Here is a 20314-nt window from a genome sequence, read left to right on the forward strand (position 1 = left end):
CTAAGACTTTGAAGGGAGATTATTTTGAAGAAAAAAGGAATTTCTACTGCAATGTTATTTATAATTTTATTTGGCATTGTAAGCTTATTTTCAGACATGACACATGAAGGTGCATCGAGCATTAGAGGAGCTTATCTCACTGTACTTGGAGCATCGGCAGGGACTATTGGTTTTATCTCGGGGCTTGGCGAACTAGTTGGCTATTCTATGAGATATGTTTTTGGAAAAATTACTGACAAGACTAAAAAATATTGGACAATGGTAATTTTTGGTTATGTACTAGATATTTTGGCTGTTCCTGCTCTTGCACTTGTGGGCGAAAATGGTTGGCTTGCTGCATCACTTTTACTTGTGGTGCAAAGAATGGGGAAGGCAATAAAAAAACCAGCTAAAGATACTATTATGTCCTTTGCTGCATCGCAGGAAGGCGTGGGAAAGTCCTTTGGAATACAAGAGATGTTAGATCAAATTGGTGCATTTCTAGGTCCAGTTTTTCTATATCTAGTTATGTTATTTAAAACAGAGGGCAGCACTTTTGAAATTTATAGAACTTGCTTTGCATTTTTGGCAATTCCTGGTTTCATTACAATCCTTTTTTTATTTTATACGAAGATGAAATTTCCAAACCCAGAGCGTTTTGAGCCAGAGTCAAAAAGGGAAGAACCCTTTAAAATGAAAAAGTCCTTTATATATTATATTGCGGGAATTTCTTTTTTTGCCTTTGGTTTCATCGACTATTCAATAATAATTATGCACATAACTAAAAATTTTACAGCAGGAAATATACAAACATCAAATTTAATTAACAGTGGAACAATTCCACTACTTTATGCAGGAGCAATGCTTGTGGATGCCATTGCAGCACTGATTTTCGGGCATATATACGACAAAAATGGAGTAAAGGCTCTAGTAATTTCCACAATTATTTCTGCACCTTTTTCAATTTTTATCTTTGGATTTAAAAGTATTCCTGCACTTTTATTTGGATTGGTCCTTTGGGGAATTGGCATGGGTGCACAGGAATCAATTTTAAAGGCGGCAGTAACTTCCATGGTACCAAAGGAAAATAGAGCCACTGGATATGGAATTTTTGAGTCTTCTTTTGGATTTTTCTGGTTCTTGGGTTCGTGGTTACTTGGCGTAATGTATAGCATTTCTATTCCTATTATGATAATTATTTCTATGACGACGCAGCTTCTTGCCCTTCCACTATATTTAAAAGTTGTAAATACAAAATAATTTTAATTAGGCGAGGAATCGCCTTTTTATTGCATAAATACTCTAAAATCTTTACTAAAGATTTACATTTTTTTTACTTTTTCTTTAAAAAAGTTCAATTATATTGTAAGATTAAATTGAATAAAAAATTGGGAGGATTTATGTCAATTAATTACTTTATTGAACTATTGGGAGGTCTTGCTTTATTCTTATATGGTATGGAAATGATGAGCAGCGGCCTCGAGCTAGTTGCAGGTGACAGACTTCGCATTGTTATAGAGAAAATGACATCGAGTTTTTTTAAGGCAATACTCGTTGGAACCTTTGTAACTGCGATAATTCAGTCGTCTTCTGCAACTACGGTAATGGTTGTGGGTTTTGTAAATGCTGGACTCATGACAATCTATCAAGCAGTTGGAATTATAATGGGGGCAAACATTGGTACAACAATAACGGGACAATTAGTTGCACTAAATATTTCTACAATTGCACCCATAATTGCCTTTGTTGGGTTTTTGTTAAATACATTTTCAAAAAATAAAAAGAAAAGATACATTGGTCAAGCAATAATTGGACTTGGATTTTTATTTATGGGAATGCAATTTATGAGTGATTCCATGGAGCCTCTACGAGAGTATCCTGGCTTTGTAACTCTAATGACAAAATTTGACAATCCAATACTTGGCGTACTTGCTGGTACAATTATTACTGCAATAATTCAGTCATCATCTGCATCTCTTGGTATTTTGCAGGCAATAGCAAATCAAGGAGTAATACCACTTAAATCATCAATGTATATAATTTTTGGATTTAACATTGGTACATGTATTACATCTGTTTTGTCATCAGTTGGATCATCTAAAAATGCAAAAAGAACTGCATTAGTCCACGTGCTATTTAATATTATTGGTACAATAATATTTGTAACAATTTCCTTTGTCGTTCCTATTGATAAAATAATAGTGAATTTTTCAAGAGATCTGCCAGCAGCACAAATTGCCAACTTGCACACAGCTTTTAACGTGGCGACTACACTTATGCTTTTTCCCTTCTCTAAAAAGCTTGCAGACCTATCCTTTAAACTAATTCCTGGTATAGATAAGGAACAAGAAGAAATGTCTTTACAATATATAAACAAAAATATTGTCAAGGACGCACCTGCAACCTTTACTGATGTAAAAGCAGAAATAAAAAGACTTTTTGAAATTTGCAATGAGAATTATAAAAGTTCAGTTGCTTTACTCAAAAATTTTAACGAAGAAGTATATGATAAAATATTTAGACGAGAAGAAGTAATAAATTATTTAAACAAAGAAATTTCAGCCTTTATAATTGACTCTCTTGGACTTGCAATGAATGAAAAGACTTCAGCAAATTTTGCGGCATATCTAAGGATATCTAGAGACATGGAAAGAATTGGAGACCATTCCAAAAACATCGCCGAAGTTGCTAAATTAAAAGAAGATCAAAAACTTGAATTTACAGATAAAACCTTTGAAGAATTAAAGGAAATAAATGAAATAATCGAAAAAATGTTTAACTCGGCAATTGCAGAATTGGATAAAGACGAAAGGGTTGCCTTTCTGCGTGAATCCAACGAATTAGTGCAAAAAGACGCTTCTCAATTTAGAAACAATCACATGATTAGGATGAGAGAAAAAATCTGCAATCCTGAAAGTGGACTTTTATATGAAAAGACTCTCGCAGCATTGGAAAGAATTTCATCTTATATTTCTAATGCAGGAAAACTTGCAATTTAATATTTTAAAAATCTGCTCATGGTAGCAGATTTTTTTATGTGAATTTTTAGCTTGTATAAACAGAGAAATAGAAAAACTATTTTGTAATAAAAATATATGTTTACAAAACATGGGTTTTAATGATAGAATGGATTTGGTGGTAATATGGAATTAATGGAAAAACTAAGAATACTATCAGACGCCGCTAAATATGATGTTAGTTGTTCCTCTTCTGGTTCAAATAGAAAGAATAGAGGAGGACTTGGTAACGCAGATGTGAGTGGAATCTGCCATTCTTGGAGTGAAGATGGTAGATGCATATCACTGTTAAAAATACTTTTTACAAATCATTGCATCTATAACTGCAAGTATTGTGTAAACGCAAGGAGCGTCGACTCAAAGAGAGCAGCTTTTACAGTGGAGGAAGTAGTAGATCTTACAGTTAATTTTTACAAGAGAAATTACATTGAAGGACTGTTTTTATCTTCTGGAATTTTTAAATCCTGTGACTACACAATGGAAAAATTAATTGAAGTTGCAAAAAGGTTGCGCGAAGATGAAAATTTTAATGGCTATATTCACATGAAGGCAATACCAGGTGCTAGTGAATATTTAATCAAAGAACTTGGGCGATATGTGGATAGGATGAGTATAAATATTGAACTTCCAACTGAAAAAAGCCTTGCACTTCTTGCACCAGAAAAGAAAATTGCTGAAATAACTAAGCCCATGGATTTTGTGTCAAAAACATTAAAGATAAATTTCCTTGAAAAGAAAAAATATAAAAATTTTGGGCGAAAAAACTTGTTTTTGCCAGCGGGACAAACTACGCAGATGATTGTTGGTACAGGCGACATTCACGACAGAGATATAATGATGAGGTCTCAATCTCTTTACGATGACTATTCTCTAAAAAGAGTTTATTATTCTGCCTATGTGCCAGTTCGTGAAAATTCTAATTTGCCAAAGTTTGCTACACCACTTCTGCGAGAACACAGGATTTATCAGGCAGATTTTTTGATTAGATTTTATGGTTTTCGTGCGACAGAACTTTTAAGCGAGAGAAAAAAAGATTTTGATTTAAATATGGATCCAAAAATGGATTGGGCAATTGAAAATTTTGTAGAGCCTATTGAAATAAATAAGGCGAGGGCAGATGAACTTTTAAAAATTCCAGGGTTTGGTCCAAAAACTGTGAAAAAAATTATTGAAGCACGAAAGTCCTTTGCTCTAAATTTTGAAGATTTAAAAAAGCTTAGAATTTCTACAAAAAGGGCTATAAATTTTATAACAGTTTCGGGGAAATATTATGGCAAAAAGTTTGACTCAAGGGAATCTCTTCGCTCCATAATTTTGGAGAGAGAAAATTCAGAGCAGCTCACATTTTTATAGAGAGGGAAATATGATTTATGTATATGATGGAAGTTTCCAGGGACTTCTCACAGTAATTTTTGATTCTTATAAAGTTTTGGAAGAAGTGAAAGATATTGTCAAAGAAACTGAACAAGAGGATTTTATTAATGATAGAATAAAATGTGTAACAGAAAGGGACAAAGCAGAACGTGTAAAAAATTCCATAATAAAAAATTTTTCCTATTCCTTTTACGAAAATATCTTTATGGTTTTTTCATCAAATAATGAAAAAAAGGAAATTGCCATTGCTAAGACGTTGAAAAAATTATATGTAGAGGGATTTTATTACATCGAAAGTGCCGATGATTATGTAGTTTTATTTAGAAATATTTTAAAAAGAGTTTTAGGGGAAATTCATTCATACAAGGGACTTCTTCGATTCGATGAAAAAGATGGCTTGTTATTTGCAAAATTTAGTCCAGAAAATGATATCTTGTATTATATCTTTAATCATTTTAAAAGAAGACTTGTAAAAACAAAATTTATAATTGTAGACATAAAGAGAAATCGAGGAGTAATTTACAATGGAGTTAGGGCAGAATTTTTTGATTATGAAATGAAAGAAGATTTTAAAATTGAAGACGATTATGTAGACCTTTGGCGAATTTTTTACGATGCAATTGCTATTAAGGAACGGAAAAATGAAAGGCTTAGAGTACAGAATATGCCTAAAAAATATTGGAATTACCTTCCAGAGATAAATAGACTTTGAGAAAGTTTTATGAATTTTTCATAAAGCTTTTTTTATTGTAAACTGGGTATATAAAGATTGGGGGAAGAGATGAAAAAGAATAGAATTGCAAATCTAAAGGACTATATAGAAAAAAACTATCCCAAGGCAGTTTTTGTGGAATCAAGGGAAATTGAAATGCAAAACTTTTTGCAAAGAGATTTTAAAGATGGAAGCAATAATTGTACTATTGCAAGTTTGACGAGAATTATTAGTTATTATTTTAAGGACCTTGATAAGTTTGAAATTTACAAAGAGGTTTTTAAAATTGCAAATAAAAATGGCTATTTCAAAAATATTGGCACGATTCCCTTTTTTATTTCACGCATTGCAAACACTTATTTTAGAAAAAATAATATGAATCTAAAATCAAGGGGAATTTACATGGGTAATTTTTATTCCCATGTAAAAGATGAAATAGATAATTTTCGCCCAGTTCTCATGAATCTAGGGAACGGATATTATAAAAGACATTCTTTGGTTATTTTTGGATATTCAATTTATAAATTTAAGGGTATGAAAATCAAAATTTTACATGTCTATGATGGTTGGAATAAAACTCCTTCCTATATAGATTACAATGACTTAAAGGGATTGATGAACTTTCCTATTTTTTCTTACAATATTTTTAACATTGACTTATTGTGATGAATATAATAAAGTTTAGGTCTAAAGGAAAAGGTGATGTTATGGAGAGAAATTATTTGAAATTTTTAGTGTCGGAGCTAATTTTTGTAAAAGAAGACACAATTATAAATTTAATTCCAAAGACTTATGAGAGATATAATGAGATTTTTGGCGAATTGGAAAATTATGTAGATACTTTAAATTTAAATATTAGAAAACTTAGAAGAAATATAAAATTGTTGGACAAACTTTCTCCCGTAGATGCAAAAAATAAGGCTCAAGAAGAATTTGCAAAAGAGTTTAAAGAACTTGAATTGGAAGATAAAAAAAACTTCACACGAGAAGATGAAATTATAATTACTGATGAAAAGAGAAAAGAAATTGAGGATATTTTTAGAGAAGTAATATTTTATTATAGTCCAGCTTTTTACGATTTTCCTGTGGAAGAATTTGACAGGGCAGAAGAACTTTTCAAAAATTGTGACAAAGAGGGACTTTTGAAATTTTTAAATAGAGAAAGGCCGAGAGAACTTCGCATAAGTAGCGAAAAATTGCAGTTTATGAGAGATGACCTAGAGATAGAAATCTCAATGATGTTTGACAGATTTCCACTAAATCAACTGGATATGTTAGATGATAAAGAAGCAATTGATTTTAATTTAACTAGACTAAAAAATGTTTACGAAGAGTACCAGGAGATCTATGGAGGTCTTGGTGAAGAACTAAATATAAAAATTGCAGAAAAATATTCTACCCCGTAAAAGTTTACGGGGTATTTTGCAAAGGATTTAAATTTTTTAATTATTATATGCCCTTTTTAAAAGATTATTTGTGCAATTTGTTGCCAATTTTCCAGATATTAATCCAAGAATTATTCCGGCGATTATGTCCGTTGGATAATGAACAAAGAGATACATTCTAGAGAAGGCAATGAGTGCTGCCAAAATAAGTGCGAGCACACCTCTTTTTTTGTTGTAAAAATAAATCACATATGCTGCTGCAAAAGACGATCCAGTGTGTCCTGATGGAAAAGAAAATCCCAGCGGTTCTTTTATTAAAAGATTTACATCAGATACTGTAAAAGGCCTTGGTCTTGCTATTATTGGTTTTAAAATTAGAAGACCAAAGATTGAAAAAATAATTAGCGCTAATGCTAAGGTAAAAGCCTCTCTTTTCAACTTATTATTATTCTGAAAGAGCAAATATATTGCAGCAACAATCCAAATAAATCCTCCATTGCCCAGATAAGTTATAAAAATCATGAGATAATTTAAAATTGGAGAGTAGAGAATTTGTAAAGCTTCTAAAAATTTAATTTCCATGCTATTTTGTTTTAAATTTGTATTTTATAAAATTCACAAAATTTTTCAAATTATTTTTAAGAAAAGAATCACTATGATAAACTAAGTAATAAGTTCTACTCATAGAGAAATTTAAAATTCTGTGCTTAATTATATTATCGTCATTAAAGGATGAATTTGCACCAATGGAAAGTACATCACTATTTTTTACGATATTTAAAACCATGTCTTTATTTTGACAAATAAATTTTAAATCTATTGGAATATTTTTTTCACGAAGATAACCCAAAAGTATTTTTTTAGAAACACTGTCTAAATCTCCAAATACAAATTTTTTGTTTTTTAAATCATCTGGTTCAAGTACTTTTTTGTCTTTTATTTCAGAATCTTTCGAAGAAATTATAAAAATCTCATCTTTAAAAAAGGGCTCGACTAGATTATTTTCAACTCCAGAATCTCCGTCTATTATCGCAAGGTTTACTATACCAGCATTTAATTTTTCAATTATTTTTTCACGAGAGTCAACATATACTCTTATACTAACATCGTTTTCCTTTTTTTCATACTCATCTACTATTTCAAGCAAAAATTGAGAACTAAAATTTGAACTTACACCTAGATTAATATTGTGGGCGGTAGATGAACTTTGCAAAAAAATCAAAGTGTTTTCAAATTGTTCCAATATATTTAGGGCAAAATCATAAAGCCTTAAGCCAACATCAGTTATGTACAATTTTTTAGAAACCCTATCGAATAGTCTTACATTATACTCATTTTCTATTTGTGAAATTGCATGAGAGACGGTAGGCTGCGAAATTTCTAGATTTTTAGCAGCATTTGACATATTTTTCGTCTTAACAACTTCAATAAATATTTCCAAATCCCTTATAGTCATATTAGCCTCCTTAAGCATATTTTATTATTATTTTTAATAAAAAGCAAGAAATATAGAAAAAAGGTTATAATTTTATTTATTAAACTCATTTTATATAATATTACAAATAAATGTGCTTATCAATATTAAAAAAGATTTTCAAAAAAAGAGACAGAAGATAAAAACCTCTGTCTATCAAGATTTATTTATATCATAAATTTTAATATTTTCTTGCCAAGCTTTATCATTAGCCAAATTTTCTTGGAAGATGCCTTCTTTTTTCATGTAGTCGATAAAAAACAAATTAAATTTTTCTGCACCTTGAACATTTAAGTGATGAGGATCGTAGAAATCATCTTTAGTTAATTTTATTTCGTCATAAAATTTGTTGAAGTCGATAAAGGTTGCGTCTCTTTTCTCTAAATATTTTTCAATTGTATTTATATTTTTTTTATACAAATTATAATCGTAAACGGGCGTCTTGACAAAATATAATTTTACACCATTTCTATTTGCTAGGTCTATGATTTCGTCAAAGGCCTTTAGGTTTTCCTTTAAATAATTTTTTTCATCAAAGGAAGTAATTGAATTTAAATAATTATCTTCATCTTCAAATATATTTTCTCTAAAATCTTTACTTTGACCCTTTAAAAGTACATAGCCTTTTAGGTAATCTTTGTAGGAAGTTTTGTCGAAGTTGTAATCCTCATACTTTAACTCATCCCATCTGCTATGATAGCTAATGAGGGGAAGAATGGACATTGCCTTAAACTCCTTAGGAACTTTTTTAAGGATCATTTCTAATTTATTTTTAGACATTGGCAAATAGTCTGAATAAGAATTTACAACGCTAGAATCTTCTTGAATTTTATAAATTGATGATTGTATGTCGACAAAAATCACGCTGGGATTTTTTATTCTGAGGGCTTCCTTTACATAACTTGCAGTAACTTGTAGAGGCTGTTTTTGAGACCCCAATACATAGGATTTAACACCAGTATTTTCATAAATTACAAGGGGTTCAAAGGAACAGTAAGTATGACTTGAACCAAAAAACATCGCATTATAGTCTTCAGCTTCGTTAAAAAAGCCGCCTATTTTATTTCCCATATCCCAAGGCTTTGAAAGAGATTTTCTCATGAAAAGGCTATTTAGTTCTATGATGCCAAAAATTACTATGGCAATAAATATTATTGATTTTAAAAATTTTAGAAATTTTTTCATTTTATCACCTAGAATTGAAAATATATAAAGGCGGATTCAGAAAACTCTGGACCATATACGCCAAAAATTATTATTATAAAGATAAAGGCGAGGTAAATTAACCACCTTATTGGAAGAATTATTTTTAAAAGACCTTCACTTAAATTTATTTTGTTGTACTTTAAAATGTCGAAGATGAATAAAATAATTACACCAAAGGTTAGAGGATAAATATTTGAAATTCCAAAGGAAGTTTTTGACAATTCTCCTAATAAATCAAGGCTTTTCTCATTACTTAAAATTGCAAGTAGATATTCATTGCCTTGGTGAATATTTTCTGCTCTAAAATAAATAAAGGCAAAGACAACTATTATAAAAGTTACAATTCTTTTAAAGGTATCTACAAAAATATTTTTATGAAGGCTTTTTTTATTAAGACCAAAAATATTTTCAAGTACATTAAAAATTCCGTGGATAAGACCCCATAGCACAAAGGAAAGTTCTGCGCCGTGCCAAAGTCCACTCACTAAAAAAACAACAATTAAATTAAAATATTTCCTCATCTTGCCCCTTCTATTTCCACCAAGGGGAATGTATAGGTAGTCCTTAAACCAAGTGGATAGAGAAATATGCCATCTTCTCCAAAACTCAGTAATGGATTTAGAAAGGAGTGGCTCCTTAAAATTATCCATTAGATCAATGCCGAGGATTTTTGCCGATCCCTTTGCCATTATAGAATAGGAATAGAAGTCGCAATAAATTTGTAGTGTAAATAAAATGCCTGAAATAATTAAAATTTCTCTTGAAAAGCTTTCATAATTTCCAAAGACTTCATTTACGAGAATTGCAGCTCTATCGGCGATAATTAATTTTAAAAACATTCCATAGGTAAATAGGATTAGACCACTAATGAGATTGTCGTAGCTAAATTTTTTTGGGCTTTTTAATTGAGGTAGTAAATTTACACTTCTCTCAATGGGTCCTGCCACAAGTTGTGGAAAGAAAGATACAAAAAGGGCGTAGTCCACGAGGTTTTTTTCTGCGTGAAGGTCTTCTCTATACACGTCAATGGTGTAGCCAAGTGCCTGAAAAGTGTAAAAGGAAATCCCAACTGGAAGTAGCACATCTATTGCAATATTAAAATTATTGTCAGAAAAACTATTTATAATATTGGCAAAAAAATTAAAGTATTTAAAAATAAAGAGTATGCCCAAATTTATAAAAAAGCATAAAAAGACAGCAAGCTTCATTTTTTTTACATTTGCCCTATTTTTTTCAATATATATTCCAGTTATGTAGGTTATAAATATTGAGAGGAGCATTAGGAATGTGTATTTAACATTCCAAAAGCTATAAAATGCGAGGCTTGCCAATAGCAAAAATATATTTTTAAATTTTCTTGGTAATAAGTTGTAAAAAAACACAACTATGGGCAAGAAAATCAAGTATTCAAGTGAGTTAAAAAGCATAAAATCCTCCAATTACTATATAATATAGCAAAGCATGGAGGATTTCAATAATTAGATTATTGGGACACTAGGCTCATTTTGTATTCACGAGGCGTTTTACCAGTATACTTTTTAAAGGTCATAGTAAAATGAGGTTGTGAAGAAAATCCACATTCATAACTAATGTATTCTAAAGTCTTTTTATCTTCTAAAAGAAGTTTTTTTGCCTTATTAGTCTTTAATGTATTTAAATATTGGCAAAATGTAAAGCCTGTTTCTTCCTTAAAAAGTGAACAAAGGTAATTTTTGGAAAGGTGAAGTTTTTTTGCAAGATCTTCTAAATTTAATCCCGTTGCGTATTCTTTATTAATGATCTTAAGGGCATTGTCTATAATTTCATTTCTAGAAAATTCCATTTCATCAAGTAGAGAATTGGAATAAGCTTCAATCAACTGATTTGCAATATTTTTTAAAGAAGATTTATCATGGACATTTTTGATTTTTAAAGTAAAATCGTCGTGAATATTTGTGAGGTCTTTATTATAAGTAATGAGAAAGTATGTATATAAGAATGTATTTAAGTTGTCCATTTGTTTTTTCACCTTATCAAGAGACTTTGTAGTAGAATTTTTTGAAATAGCTTCAAAAATTTCTTGGGCACAATTTATGCACTCTGGCTTTGCTTTCTCTGCAATTTTAAGATAATTTGTCATAATTCCTCCTATTAATATAATTTTATTTTTTCTATAAAAACTTAACTTAATTATTTATTCATTAAAAATTTAATTTAATTATAACTCAATTGATATTAAATATCAACTAGTAAAATTATTTTTATTTAAATATTTTTATTAAGGGTATAAAAATAATTTTTGAAAAAAATGGAAAGATTTTTGCAATTGCGAGAGTTTTGTTGTATTATATTCTCCTTGCAAAAATTTATTATTAAGGATAAATAAATAATTAATTGCTATATAATTTAGAAATTAAAGAGAATAAAATAAAGTTCAAAAATTATCATAATGTGGTGTCAATTTTTAATAAATAGCATATAATAAACACAGGGAGGGATTACTGTGACAATTTCAAAAAACAAGATGATTGAACTAGAAAAGAGAACAATAGAGGAGTTTAAAATTGATTCTCTTATTTTAATGGAAAATGCAGGTATGGGGATTTTTCGTGAAATTAATCAGTACGATTCCTTTACAATAATTTGCGGTAAGGGAAATAACGGCGGTGATGGACTTGTAATCGCAAGACATTTAATACTTAATGGAAAAACTGTTGAAGTCTTTGTAGTTGGAGACAAAGAAACAGAGGATTTTTCCAAAAATTTAGAGATTATAAAAAAACTTACAGATATAAAATACATTGAAGGCGATAATTTTAATGAATTAATTGAATCTATTGAAGTAAATGAAATTACTGTGGATGCAATTTTTGGCACAGGACTTAATAGAAAATTAAATAAATTCTACAGAAGTTTAATTGATATTATAAATATTCATGGGAATTATATAATTGGCGTGGATATACCTTCTGGAATGGATGCAGATACAGGTGAAGAATATGGAAATTGTGTGGCTTGCAATGTTACCTATGCAATATCTGATATAAAAAAGGGAGAGCTTTTAAATAGCAATGTGGGAGAGCTTAAAAAAGTATATATTGGAATTGTGAGGTACAAAGATGAGTAAAAAAATCAGCAGAAATATAAATTTGACAGAAGGCTCTATTGCAGAGGGACTTATAAAATTTGCAATTCCCCTTCTTCTTACAAATTTTTTGCAACAATTATATAATACAGCAGACCTTATGATTGTAGGAAGATTTGCAGGGAAAAACCCTATGGCAGCAGTTGGTGCAACGGGACCAGTTTCAAATCTATTAATTGGACTTTTTTTAGGACTTACTACTGGTGCGTCTGTAATAATATCCCTTTATTATGGCTCAAATGATAGGGATGGATTAAAAAAATCCGTTGGCGTTTCTTATTTTCTTGGACTAATGTCAGGGCTTTTTATAACAATTTTTGGTTATTTCACGACGCCCTTCTTTCTTAGGATAATGGACACGCCGCAAGAGATTTTTAGGGATGCAATAATTTACATGAGAGTTTTCTTTTTGGGAACTATCCCAATTCTGATTTACAACATGGGTGCATCTATTTTAAGGGCAACAGGCGACTCAAAGAGACCTTTTAACTTTCTATGCGTTTCTGCCATTGTAAATATTGTTCTCGACTTAATTTTAGTAGGATGGCTTCAAATGTCTGTACTAGGTGCTGGTATTGCAACTCTTGCATCACAAGTAGCATCAGCAGCTCTTGTTACTTATTCACTTTTAAAAACAGATGGCTCTTACAAACTTAGAAAAGAAGAAATAAAACTTCACAAGTTTGAAGCAAAGAGAATTTTTGAAGTTGGAATACCGACGGGAGTTCAAACAGCACTTTTATCCTTTACAAATGTAATTTTTCAAGCAAAGATAAACTCCTTTGGCTCCGATGCCATTGCAGGTGTTGCAGCAGAAGGAAGGATCGATGGATTTTTATTTATGTCACTTCAAGCAATTGCCCTTGCAGCGACAACTTTTTCGGGACAAAATTTTGGTGCAAAAAAATACGAAAGGCTTCGAGAGGGGATTAAAGTTTCGCTTTTGATTGTATTTGGAATTTCCGCAGTTTTATCAGTAATTGCCGTTGCCTTTGCAGAAGAGCTTATTGCAATATTTAATTCTGATCCAAAGGTAGTTGGATATGGTTCCGATTTTTTGAGGATAATAAGTCTTGGAATTTGGTCCTTTGGACTTTCAGAAACTATTTCTGGATTTATTAGGGGAAGCGGAAACGCAATGGGACCAATGATTATTTCTCTTTTGACAATTTGTATTTTTAGATTAGTGGTAGTTTACTTTGCAATGCCAATATTTAATTCCATAAGAGTAATAAGTATAATTTATCCAGTTTCATATTTTGTAAACTTTCTTCTCATGGTAATTTACTATAAATTTGGAAAATGGAGAAAAAATATCATTATGTAAAATAATTGGCACTCAAAGGTGCCTTTTTAATTGCAATGAAGAGAATATTTATTGTAAACTATAATTATTATATACAAAGTAGTGATATTATGAAAAGGAAAAGTATTTTTTTAATATTTATTTTAGTTGCCTTGATTTTTTTGGGAGTAAATAATTTTAAACGCTATCCAAAGAAGATTGTAGCAGAAGTGCTTTACACCATTGATGACAGAATTTTTGCCTTTGCAGATGACTATATCGAAGATTTTGGCATAAGTGATATTTTTGAAAAAGTTAAGAGCTCGGGAGATTATGGTATAAGGTTGAGTAGCCTTAAAGAAAATGGCGATAAATTAAATATTATAAATTTTCAGAGTGCGACAAATAAATCCCTGTACTTTCTTGAAAGAAAAGAAGAAGATAAGAAGACAAAGACAGTGGGCGAAAAAATTGTAAATAGCGATGTCTATCTTTATAGAGATGAAATTTCCGATCTTCCTCTTTATATTGACAGAAATACAATGTTAAATTTATCTCAGGACTCCAATGTCTTAGGAGATCTTGGCTATGACATAAATAATAAAAAATTATTTTTGCCGCCAGTTTCTTTTTCTGAAAAAAACTCAGAACTAAAAAAATACGTAAAAAAAGAGTGGACGAGAATAATTAGAAAAACTAATGTAAAAAACATTTCAACAAATATATATGAAATTAAAGTAAAGTCTCTAGACCTTGAGAAACTTATGAATAAAGTTGAAGAATTTTATCGGGAAGAAAATTACTTTCCCTTTACGATTTTAAGTGAAGTCCTAAAAAAAGAATTTTCAAATATTTATGGCGACTTAGAAAAACAAGATGTAATAGTTTTTTACATGGAAACAGACGATGACAAAAATCTTTTGAAGCTTCAGTCCGATGACGGAAAGTATATGCTAAAAATAAAAAAGGATTTTGAACTAAAAGTTCCTCACAGACATATTTTCATTGAGCACGAAGAAAATGAAAATTTGAAAACAATTAAGGGAAAGATAAATCAAAGAAACTTTAGGATGAGTTATTATCCAAGGGAGAAAAACCTCATCTATCACGATGAATTTATGCATATTAATGCAAGGTTTTATAACTTAATAAAGTCAAAAAAGTTTAAGGTAATAGCAGATATAGATGGAAGCGAGATAAAAAAAGTAAATTTTAATTTCTATACTACTCCAAATAAAATTGAAAAAGAAAAAAAATATATAGAAATTTTAAAATTAAGCGAGAAAGATTGGAAGAATTTAATAAAAGGAGCAAGTAATGAAAAATGATTTTAACAACAAGAGTAAATTAATATTTAGAATTTTATTTGACTCCCTAATTGTAGGAACTTTTGCAGGACTTTTTTCAGTTTTATATAGATTTGTAATAATGAAAATGGATTTTTATAGAAAAATCTTATACAGTGAATTTAACTTAAAATCAATTTTAATTTTAATTGTCCTTGCAATAATAATTTCCTTTGTAATTTATAAATTATTAAATTGGGCGCCTCTATCTGGAGGAAGTGGAATTCCACAAATCCGAGGCGAAATACTAGGCAAATTTAAAATGGATGAAGTGCCAACGCTTATATCAAAAATTGTAGGTGGAGGATTGGGCAACCTCATGGGCTTTTCTCTTGGAAGAGAAGGCCCATCAATACAAATGGGCGGTGCAGCGGCAAAATTTATTGGAAGGGCAATAAAAAGACCGCCAGATGAAATAAAATACATGATTACAGCAGGAGCAGCAGCAGGGCTTGCAGCAGCCTTTAACGCACCCATGGCAGGTTGTATCTTTGCGATAGAAGAACTTCATAAATCCTATTCAAAATTTGTTCTCTTGCCATCCTTTATAGCATCAATAGTTGCCAATTATGTCTCCTTTGTAATAATGGGAGCCGAGACATCTTTTTCTTTCTTTGTTTCTGAATCTTTACCTATGAAACTTATTTGGGTGGCTATTTTAATTGGAATATTAACAGGACTAGTTGGTGGAGTTTATAATTATTTAATTACAAAATTTCAAGATCTTTTTAAGAAAATAAATTCAAAAATTTTAAAGTATGGATTATTAATGAGCGTTACAATTATAATTGGATTTATCTTTTTTGAAGGAACAGGAGGCGGCCATGGACTACTAGAAAAAATGGCAAGAGGACAATTTCCAATAAAATATATCTTGGCAATACTTTTAGTAAAGTTATTTTATACAACATTTTGCTACGGCTCGGGAGTACAGGGAGGTATCTTTTTGCCAGTACTTGTAATTGGAGGATCTTGCGGAGCACTTATTTTTTCAATATTACAAAATAATTTTGGACTAGAAGAATATTATGTAAATTTTATAATCCTTGGCATGAGCGGCATACTAGCATCAGTGGTTAGAAGTCCCATACTTTCAGTTATTTTAGTGTCGGAAATGACTTCAACTTTTGAACATTTAATAGCTCTTTCCATAGTTGTAATGGTTTCCTATTATGTGGCAGAAGTTTTAAAAGTTGCACCAATTTATGACACACTTTTTGAAAGACAACTAAGGGACAAAAACCTACTTAGTCCAAAGGAAAGAGAGCTTGGCGATTATTCGATTTTCGAGTACACAATAACAGATGGATTAAAATTTGCAGGAAAGACTTTGCGAGATATAAATTTTCCAAGGCATATAATAATAATGTCAATAGAAAGAGAAGGAGTTGAAATAGTTCCAACAGCAGATGATATCATACTTTATGGAGATAAAATAACAGTGTTAATAAAAGCTGAAGACGCCTTAGAGATAGATAAATTTTTTAAAAATGAATGAAATAAAAAAACTAGAGTTGAAACCAATTCTAGTTTTTTTGAACTATAAAACTTTGTGATTATAAGCTTTCCAAATATTTTTTTACCTGTGGACCTACAAGGGCTTTATCATCTTTTAAAAGTATTGGTCTTTTTACTAGCATGCCATCTGTTGAAAGTAATTCTAATATTTCCTCTTCTGTCATTTCATTTTTCTTGTCCTTTAGTCCAAGTTCCCTATATTTCATGCCACTTGTATTAAAGAGTTTTAAAACATCAATATTTGCCCTTTTCATTATTTTTTTAAGCTCATCTACTGACAAGAGCTCCTTGTCAATTTCTCTGTATTCATAGGAAATATTTTTTTCTTTTAATAATTTTTCTATATTTTTACAAGTGCTACATTTTTTATATCCGATTAATATATTCATTTTACGCCTCCTCAATTTAAAAACATTATACTACAGAAATTTATAAAAAAATTAAAAAAATTTTTATAAAAAGTGTTTAAAAATAAAAATACGTGGTATAATATTAATACCAAATAAGATTATCGTATTAAAGTAAAAATAAATAAAAATAAAATCTTATTTGGAGAAACTTGACAATTCCATCCAAAATTTGAAAAATGTTTTTGATTTTGTTAAATTTACGAGTTTTGACTTAAAAGGTCAAGGCTTTTATATAAATCGAATAGTTTTTAATAGGCGTTTAATGTATAAAATGATGGTAAATAGTTTGTTTTGATATTACTCTTAGTTTTTATATGATGAGGTACACAGGCTTAGAGTTGGGACTGTGAGAATATCAATTTGTATAGGGCTTAGGTAAAATAAGAATATAGGTGATAAGACGTGATTGAACCAAAAAGTTTAAATTGGATGGAATTGGATATTTAAAAAGAATGTCATTTTGTAAAGTAATTTGACATTCTTTTTTTTTTGTGCCTTTTATTTTTAAGTAGCTTAAAGTAATCTTTTATAAATCTTTTGCTAAATAGTTAAAAAGTTGGTACAAGAGATTTTATTCAAAAAATCGCCACGAAATCGTGACGATTAATTTATTTATCTAAAATTTTTGCGGCCATTTCTTTTCCAAAGTCGATTAATTTCTTAATTTCTTCATCGGTTGCTGAACCTTGAATTTCAAGTTGTGTGTCGAGCACATCGTAATTTCCATCTTCCATATATTTCTTTAGAGTTTTAAGTGCTCCACCAGACCAGGAATAGGATCCAAAAATTCCCCAATAATTATTTTTCATCCTTTGATGAGAAACTTCTGTCAATAGATAATTCATTGGCGGGAATAGGTTATTGTCGTAGGAACATGAGCCAAGGATTACGCCCTTGTATCTCCAAATATCTGATAGTAGATAGGAGAAGGAAGTCTTTGTTATGTCGCGAATTTTAATATTTGTAAGTCCACCTTCAGAAAGTCCCCTTGCAACAGCTTCTGCCATTGTTTCTGTATTTCCATACATAGATCCATAGATTACTACGCAACCGTCAATTGTTTCTTGTTTTGCAAGGGATGTGTAGATGTCGATTATTTTTTTAGGGTTCTCTCTCCAAATTGGTCCGTGATCTGGACAAATTAGTTCGACGTCAAGAACAGCTAATTTTTTTAGAGCTTTAAGTGCTTGTGTCGCATATTTGCCAACGATATTTATGAAATATCTAGTAGTTTCTTCAAGGTAATTGTCGTTGTAGTCAATTCGATCATCAAAGATACCGCCGTCAAGAGTTCCAAAGCCGCCAAAAATATCTTGTGAGAAAAGCGTCTTTGTAGTTTCTTCATAGGCTACCATGGATTCAGGCCAGTGAACCATAGGAGTCATGTAGAAAGTAAATTTTCTATTTCCAAGTTCAATTGTTTCGCCTTCCTTTACTTCTACGATATTGTCTGTAACTTCATAGAAATTATTTAACATGGCAACAGCTTTTTTATTTGTAACGAGTTTTGCTTCTGGATAAATGTCCAATATTGATTTAAGAGAAGATGTGTGGTCTGGTTCCATGTGATTGATTATTATATAATCAATTTTTTCGCCTTCGCCGACTATTTCATTTATTTTTTGGATATAATCATCGACTGTGTTAACTTTTACTAGGTCAAAAAGTACATTTTTTTCGCCCTTAACTAGATATGAATTATATGCAACACCCTTTGGAAGAGGCCACATTCCTTCAAATAATTCTGTTTGTCGATCATTTGTACCTATATAATAAATATCATTTTTAATAGGAACTGACAATAAATTTTTCATAATTCCTCCTATATTTAAAGTTTTATTTTAAGTTCAACAGGACAGTGATCCGATCCCATAATTTCTTGATGAATTTTTGCGTCTACTAAATTTTTCTCAAGGTCATCTGAAACTACGAAGTAATCTATTCTCCATCCAATATTTCGTTCTCTTGACTTTGCAAAATAACTCCACCATGAATATTCATCTATAAGTTCTGGATAAAAATATCTAAAAGTGTCGATGTATCCATTATCCAAGAGTTCTGTGAATTTATTTCTCTCTTCATCAGTAAAACCTGCAGATCTTCTGTTAGTAGATGGATTTGCTAGGTCGATTTCTTTGTGAGCGACATTTAAATCGCCACACAAAATTACACCTTTTTTTGATTTTAAGCCATTTAGATAAGTTCTAAAGTCGTCCTCCCAAACTTGTCTATAATCAAGCCTTTCTAATTTTCTCTTTGAATTAGGTGTATAACAAGTTACAAAGTAAAAATTTTCAAACTCTAGTGTTATAACCCGTCCTTCGTTGTCATGCTCTTCTGATCCAATTCCATAATATACATTAATAGGTTCTTTCTTAGAGAAAATTGCCGTACCCGAGTAACCTTTTTTCTCTGCATAATTATAAAATTCGTAGTAACCAGGAAGGTCCATTTCAATTTGACCCTCTTGGAGTTTTATCTCTTGAAGTGCAAATATATCGGCGTCAACTTCGTTGAAGTAATCCATAAACCCCTTTTTAATGACAGCTCTAAGTCCATTTACATTCCAAGAAATCATTTTAAATTCCTGCATATATCCTCCTAATAAAATTCCAAAAAGTTATGTCTTTTGCCTTTTTCTTTGAAACCTAAGATTTGTTCCATATTTACATTTTCAGTAGCACGAAGAATATTTATGTCGACATTTTTGTTTTCTTTTTTAAGCTCTTCGATTAAGTCCTTTATAAAAAATCTTTTGTTGCCAGATTTTTTCTTTGTAACAGTGCAGGCACAATCAAGTGCAGATAATCCAGTGGATTTCATAAAGCGGATGATTGCTTCCTCTCGAACTAGATACATTGGTCTAATAAGTTCAAGACCTTCAAAATTTTGCGATTTTAATTTTGGCATCATAGTTTTAAAATCGCCGGCATAAATAATATTTAAAAGAACTGTTTGGATGACATCGTCAAAGTGATGACCAAGAGCAAGTTTATTGCATCCCAGTTCTTTCGCCCTATTGTATAAATTTCCACGGCGCATTCTCGCACACATATAACAAGGAGAACCGCCTTCAGACATTTTTTCTGCAACAGAAAAAACATCGGAGTTATGAATCTTAACTGGTATACCAAGTTTTTCACAATTGAACTCAAGTCTTTCTCTATTTTCGGGGAGATAACCAGGATCCATTGTTATAAATTCAAGTTCAAAGGGCACTTTATTATGCCTTTTTAATTCTTGCAATAATTTCGCAAGAGTGAGGGAATCCTTCCCGCCAGAAATTGCAACAGCAATTTTGTCGCCAGGACTAATTAGTTCATATTTATTTACACCTTGTACAAATTTCTTGTAAATATCTCTTCTATATGTTTTTATAAGGGACCTTTCTATGTCCACAGTGCTTTTTATTGCTTCCAAAAAATTTCACCTTTACCAATCTATTCTCATTATAGCACAGTTAATTTCTAAATTTAACTAAATA

Annotated in this window: 19 protein-coding genes; 10 read left to right on the top strand and 9 right to left on the bottom strand. The window is 30.6% G+C overall.

What is annotated here, in order from left to right:
- Window positions 1–24 precede the first annotated feature (24 nt).
- The 6 genes from BIV18_RS07580 to BIV18_RS07605 all read left to right on the top strand — a co-directional run bounded on the left by BIV18_RS07580 (window position 25) and on the right by BIV18_RS07605 (window position 6488).
- Entirely contained in the window at window positions 25–1239 is a 1215-nt protein-coding gene (locus BIV18_RS07580; RefSeq protein ID WP_083635558.1) for an MFS transporter, read from the top strand.
- A 140-nt stretch (window positions 1240–1379) separates the two neighbouring features.
- Window positions 1380–2978, top strand: a complete 1599-nt coding sequence (locus BIV18_RS07585) for a Na/Pi cotransporter family protein (RefSeq protein ID WP_075660024.1) — start codon at window positions 1380–1382, stop codon at window positions 2976–2978.
- Window positions 2979–3122: 144 nt separating this feature from the next.
- Window positions 3123–4349, top strand: a complete 1227-nt coding sequence (locus BIV18_RS07590; RefSeq protein ID WP_075660025.1) for a putative DNA modification/repair radical SAM protein — start codon at window positions 3123–3125, stop codon at window positions 4347–4349.
- A 10-nt stretch (window positions 4350–4359) separates the two neighbouring features.
- A complete protein-coding gene (locus BIV18_RS07595; protein WP_075660026.1) occupies window positions 4360–5082 on the top strand; it encodes a TIGR03915 family putative DNA repair protein in 723 nt (240 codons plus the stop codon).
- A 69-nt stretch (window positions 5083–5151) separates the two neighbouring features.
- Window positions 5152–5748 (top strand): C39 family peptidase, encoded by a 597-nt coding sequence (locus BIV18_RS07600; RefSeq protein WP_075660027.1) that lies wholly within the window; start codon window positions 5152–5154, stop codon window positions 5746–5748.
- Between the two features lie 41 nt (window positions 5749–5789).
- Complete coding sequence (locus tag BIV18_RS07605; protein ID WP_075660028.1) at window positions 5790–6488, top strand: hypothetical protein; 699 nt, start codon at window positions 5790–5792, stop codon at window positions 6486–6488.
- A 36-nt stretch (window positions 6489–6524) separates the two neighbouring features.
- Here BIV18_RS07605 and BIV18_RS07610 read toward each other — a convergent pair whose 3' ends face one another.
- The 5 genes from BIV18_RS07610 to BIV18_RS07630 form a co-directional block, all read right to left on the bottom strand.
- Window positions 6525–7049, bottom strand: coding sequence for a phosphatase PAP2 family protein (locus BIV18_RS07610; RefSeq protein ID WP_075660029.1), 525 nt, complete (start codon window positions 7047–7049; stop codon window positions 6525–6527).
- A gap of 1 nt (window position 7050) precedes the next feature.
- Entirely contained in the window at window positions 7051–7923 is an 873-nt protein-coding gene (locus BIV18_RS07615; protein WP_075660030.1) for a LysR family transcriptional regulator, read from the bottom strand.
- A gap of 174 nt (window positions 7924–8097) precedes the next feature.
- Entirely contained in the window at window positions 8098–9126 is a 1029-nt protein-coding gene (locus BIV18_RS07620) for a hypothetical protein (RefSeq protein ID WP_075660031.1), read from the bottom strand.
- An 8-nt stretch (window positions 9127–9134) separates the two neighbouring features.
- Entirely contained in the window at window positions 9135–10574 is a 1440-nt protein-coding gene (locus BIV18_RS07625; RefSeq protein ID WP_075660032.1) for an MBOAT family O-acyltransferase, read from the bottom strand.
- A gap of 56 nt (window positions 10575–10630) precedes the next feature.
- A complete protein-coding gene (locus BIV18_RS07630) occupies window positions 10631–11266 on the bottom strand; it encodes a helix-turn-helix domain-containing protein (RefSeq protein ID WP_075660033.1) in 636 nt (211 codons plus the stop codon).
- 363 nt (window positions 11267–11629) lie between these two features.
- On the opposite strand from BIV18_RS07630, the gene BIV18_RS07635 reads away from it, so the two are divergent.
- The 4 genes from BIV18_RS07635 (at window position 11630) to BIV18_RS07650 (ending at window position 16400) form a co-directional block, all read left to right on the top strand.
- Window positions 11630–12253 (top strand): NAD(P)H-hydrate epimerase, encoded by a 624-nt coding sequence (locus BIV18_RS07635; RefSeq protein ID WP_075660034.1) that lies wholly within the window; start codon window positions 11630–11632, stop codon window positions 12251–12253.
- The gene (locus tag BIV18_RS07640) at window positions 12246–13598 is read left to right on the top strand and encodes an MATE family efflux transporter (RefSeq protein WP_075660035.1); all 1353 of its coding nucleotides are present in this window, start codon (window positions 12246–12248) and stop codon (window positions 13596–13598) included. Before BIV18_RS07635 ends, BIV18_RS07640 begins: the two co-directional genes overlap by 8 nt.
- Before the next feature lie 89 nt (window positions 13599–13687).
- Window positions 13688–14884 carry a hypothetical protein gene (locus BIV18_RS07645; RefSeq protein WP_075660398.1) on the top strand — a complete coding sequence of 399 codons (1197 nt, stop codon included), beginning with the start codon at window positions 13688–13690 and terminating at the stop codon, window positions 14882–14884.
- On the top strand, window positions 14874–16400 hold the full coding sequence (locus tag BIV18_RS07650; protein WP_075660036.1) for a chloride channel protein: 1527 nt from the start codon (window positions 14874–14876) through the stop codon (window positions 16398–16400). Before BIV18_RS07645 ends, BIV18_RS07650 begins: the two co-directional genes overlap by 11 nt.
- Before the next feature lie 58 nt (window positions 16401–16458).
- Here the strand turns inward: BIV18_RS07650 and BIV18_RS07655 are convergent, their stop codons facing one another.
- From BIV18_RS07655 to BIV18_RS07670, 4 genes are all read right to left on the bottom strand, one after another.
- Window positions 16459–16809 (bottom strand): Spx/MgsR family RNA polymerase-binding regulatory protein, encoded by a 351-nt coding sequence (locus BIV18_RS07655; RefSeq protein WP_075660037.1) that lies wholly within the window; start codon window positions 16807–16809, stop codon window positions 16459–16461.
- A 629-nt stretch (window positions 16810–17438) separates the two neighbouring features.
- Window positions 17439–18644: an FprA family A-type flavoprotein gene (locus tag BIV18_RS07660; protein ID WP_075660038.1), complete on the bottom strand. Its 1206-nt coding sequence runs from the start codon at window positions 18642–18644 to the stop codon at window positions 17439–17441.
- A gap of 14 nt (window positions 18645–18658) precedes the next feature.
- Window positions 18659–19423, bottom strand: a complete 765-nt coding sequence (locus BIV18_RS07665) for an exodeoxyribonuclease III (RefSeq protein ID WP_075660039.1) — start codon at window positions 19421–19423, stop codon at window positions 18659–18661.
- An 8-nt stretch (window positions 19424–19431) separates the two neighbouring features.
- Window positions 19432–20250, bottom strand: coding sequence for a tRNA lysidine(34) synthetase (locus tag BIV18_RS07670; protein WP_075660040.1), 819 nt, complete (start codon window positions 20248–20250; stop codon window positions 19432–19434).
- Between the last annotated feature and the right edge of the window lie 64 nt (window positions 20251–20314).

The sequence above is a fragment of the Peptoniphilus grossensis genome (assembly GCF_001940285.1).
GTDB lineage: Bacteria > Bacillota > Clostridia > Tissierellales > Peptoniphilaceae > Peptoniphilus_A > Peptoniphilus_A faecalis.

Excerpts from the sequence above, each read along its gene's own strand:
- BIV18_RS07585 (WP_075660024.1), top strand. The coding sequence starts at position 1,380 with ATGTCAATTAATTACTTTATTGAACTATTGGGAGGTCTTGCTTTATTC.
- BIV18_RS07655 (WP_075660037.1), bottom strand. The coding sequence starts at position 16,809 with ATGAATATATTAATCGGATATAAAAAATGTAGCACTTGTAAAAATATA.
- BIV18_RS07660 (WP_075660038.1), bottom strand. The coding sequence starts at position 18,644 with ATGAAAAATTTATTGTCAGTTCCTATTAAAAATGATATTTATTATATA.
- BIV18_RS07625 (WP_075660032.1), bottom strand. The coding sequence starts at position 10,574 with ATGCTTTTTAACTCACTTGAATACTTGATTTTCTTGCCCATAGTTGTG.
- BIV18_RS07620 (WP_075660031.1), bottom strand. The coding sequence starts at position 9,126 with ATGAAAAAATTTCTAAAATTTTTAAAATCAATAATATTTATTGCCATA.
- BIV18_RS07595 (WP_075660026.1), top strand. The coding sequence starts at position 4,360 with ATGATTTATGTATATGATGGAAGTTTCCAGGGACTTCTCACAGTAATT.
- BIV18_RS07650 (WP_075660036.1), top strand. The coding sequence starts at position 14,874 with ATGAAAAATGATTTTAACAACAAGAGTAAATTAATATTTAGAATTTTA.
- BIV18_RS07665 (WP_075660039.1), bottom strand. The coding sequence starts at position 19,423 with ATGCAGGAATTTAAAATGATTTCTTGGAATGTAAATGGACTTAGAGCT.
- BIV18_RS07600 (WP_075660027.1), top strand. The coding sequence starts at position 5,152 with ATGAAAAAGAATAGAATTGCAAATCTAAAGGACTATATAGAAAAAAAC.
- BIV18_RS07645 (WP_075660398.1), top strand. The coding sequence starts at position 13,688 with ATGAAAAGGAAAAGTATTTTTTTAATATTTATTTTAGTTGCCTTGATT.
- BIV18_RS07630 (WP_075660033.1), bottom strand. The coding sequence starts at position 11,266 with ATGACAAATTATCTTAAAATTGCAGAGAAAGCAAAGCCAGAGTGCATA.
- BIV18_RS07615 (WP_075660030.1), bottom strand. The coding sequence starts at position 7,923 with ATGACTATAAGGGATTTGGAAATATTTATTGAAGTTGTTAAGACGAAA.
- BIV18_RS07605 (WP_075660028.1), top strand. The coding sequence starts at position 5,790 with ATGGAGAGAAATTATTTGAAATTTTTAGTGTCGGAGCTAATTTTTGTA.
- BIV18_RS07590 (WP_075660025.1), top strand. The coding sequence starts at position 3,123 with ATGGAATTAATGGAAAAACTAAGAATACTATCAGACGCCGCTAAATAT.
- BIV18_RS07640 (WP_075660035.1), top strand. The coding sequence starts at position 12,246 with ATGAGTAAAAAAATCAGCAGAAATATAAATTTGACAGAAGGCTCTATT.
- BIV18_RS07610 (WP_075660029.1), bottom strand. The coding sequence starts at position 7,049 with ATGGAAATTAAATTTTTAGAAGCTTTACAAATTCTCTACTCTCCAATT.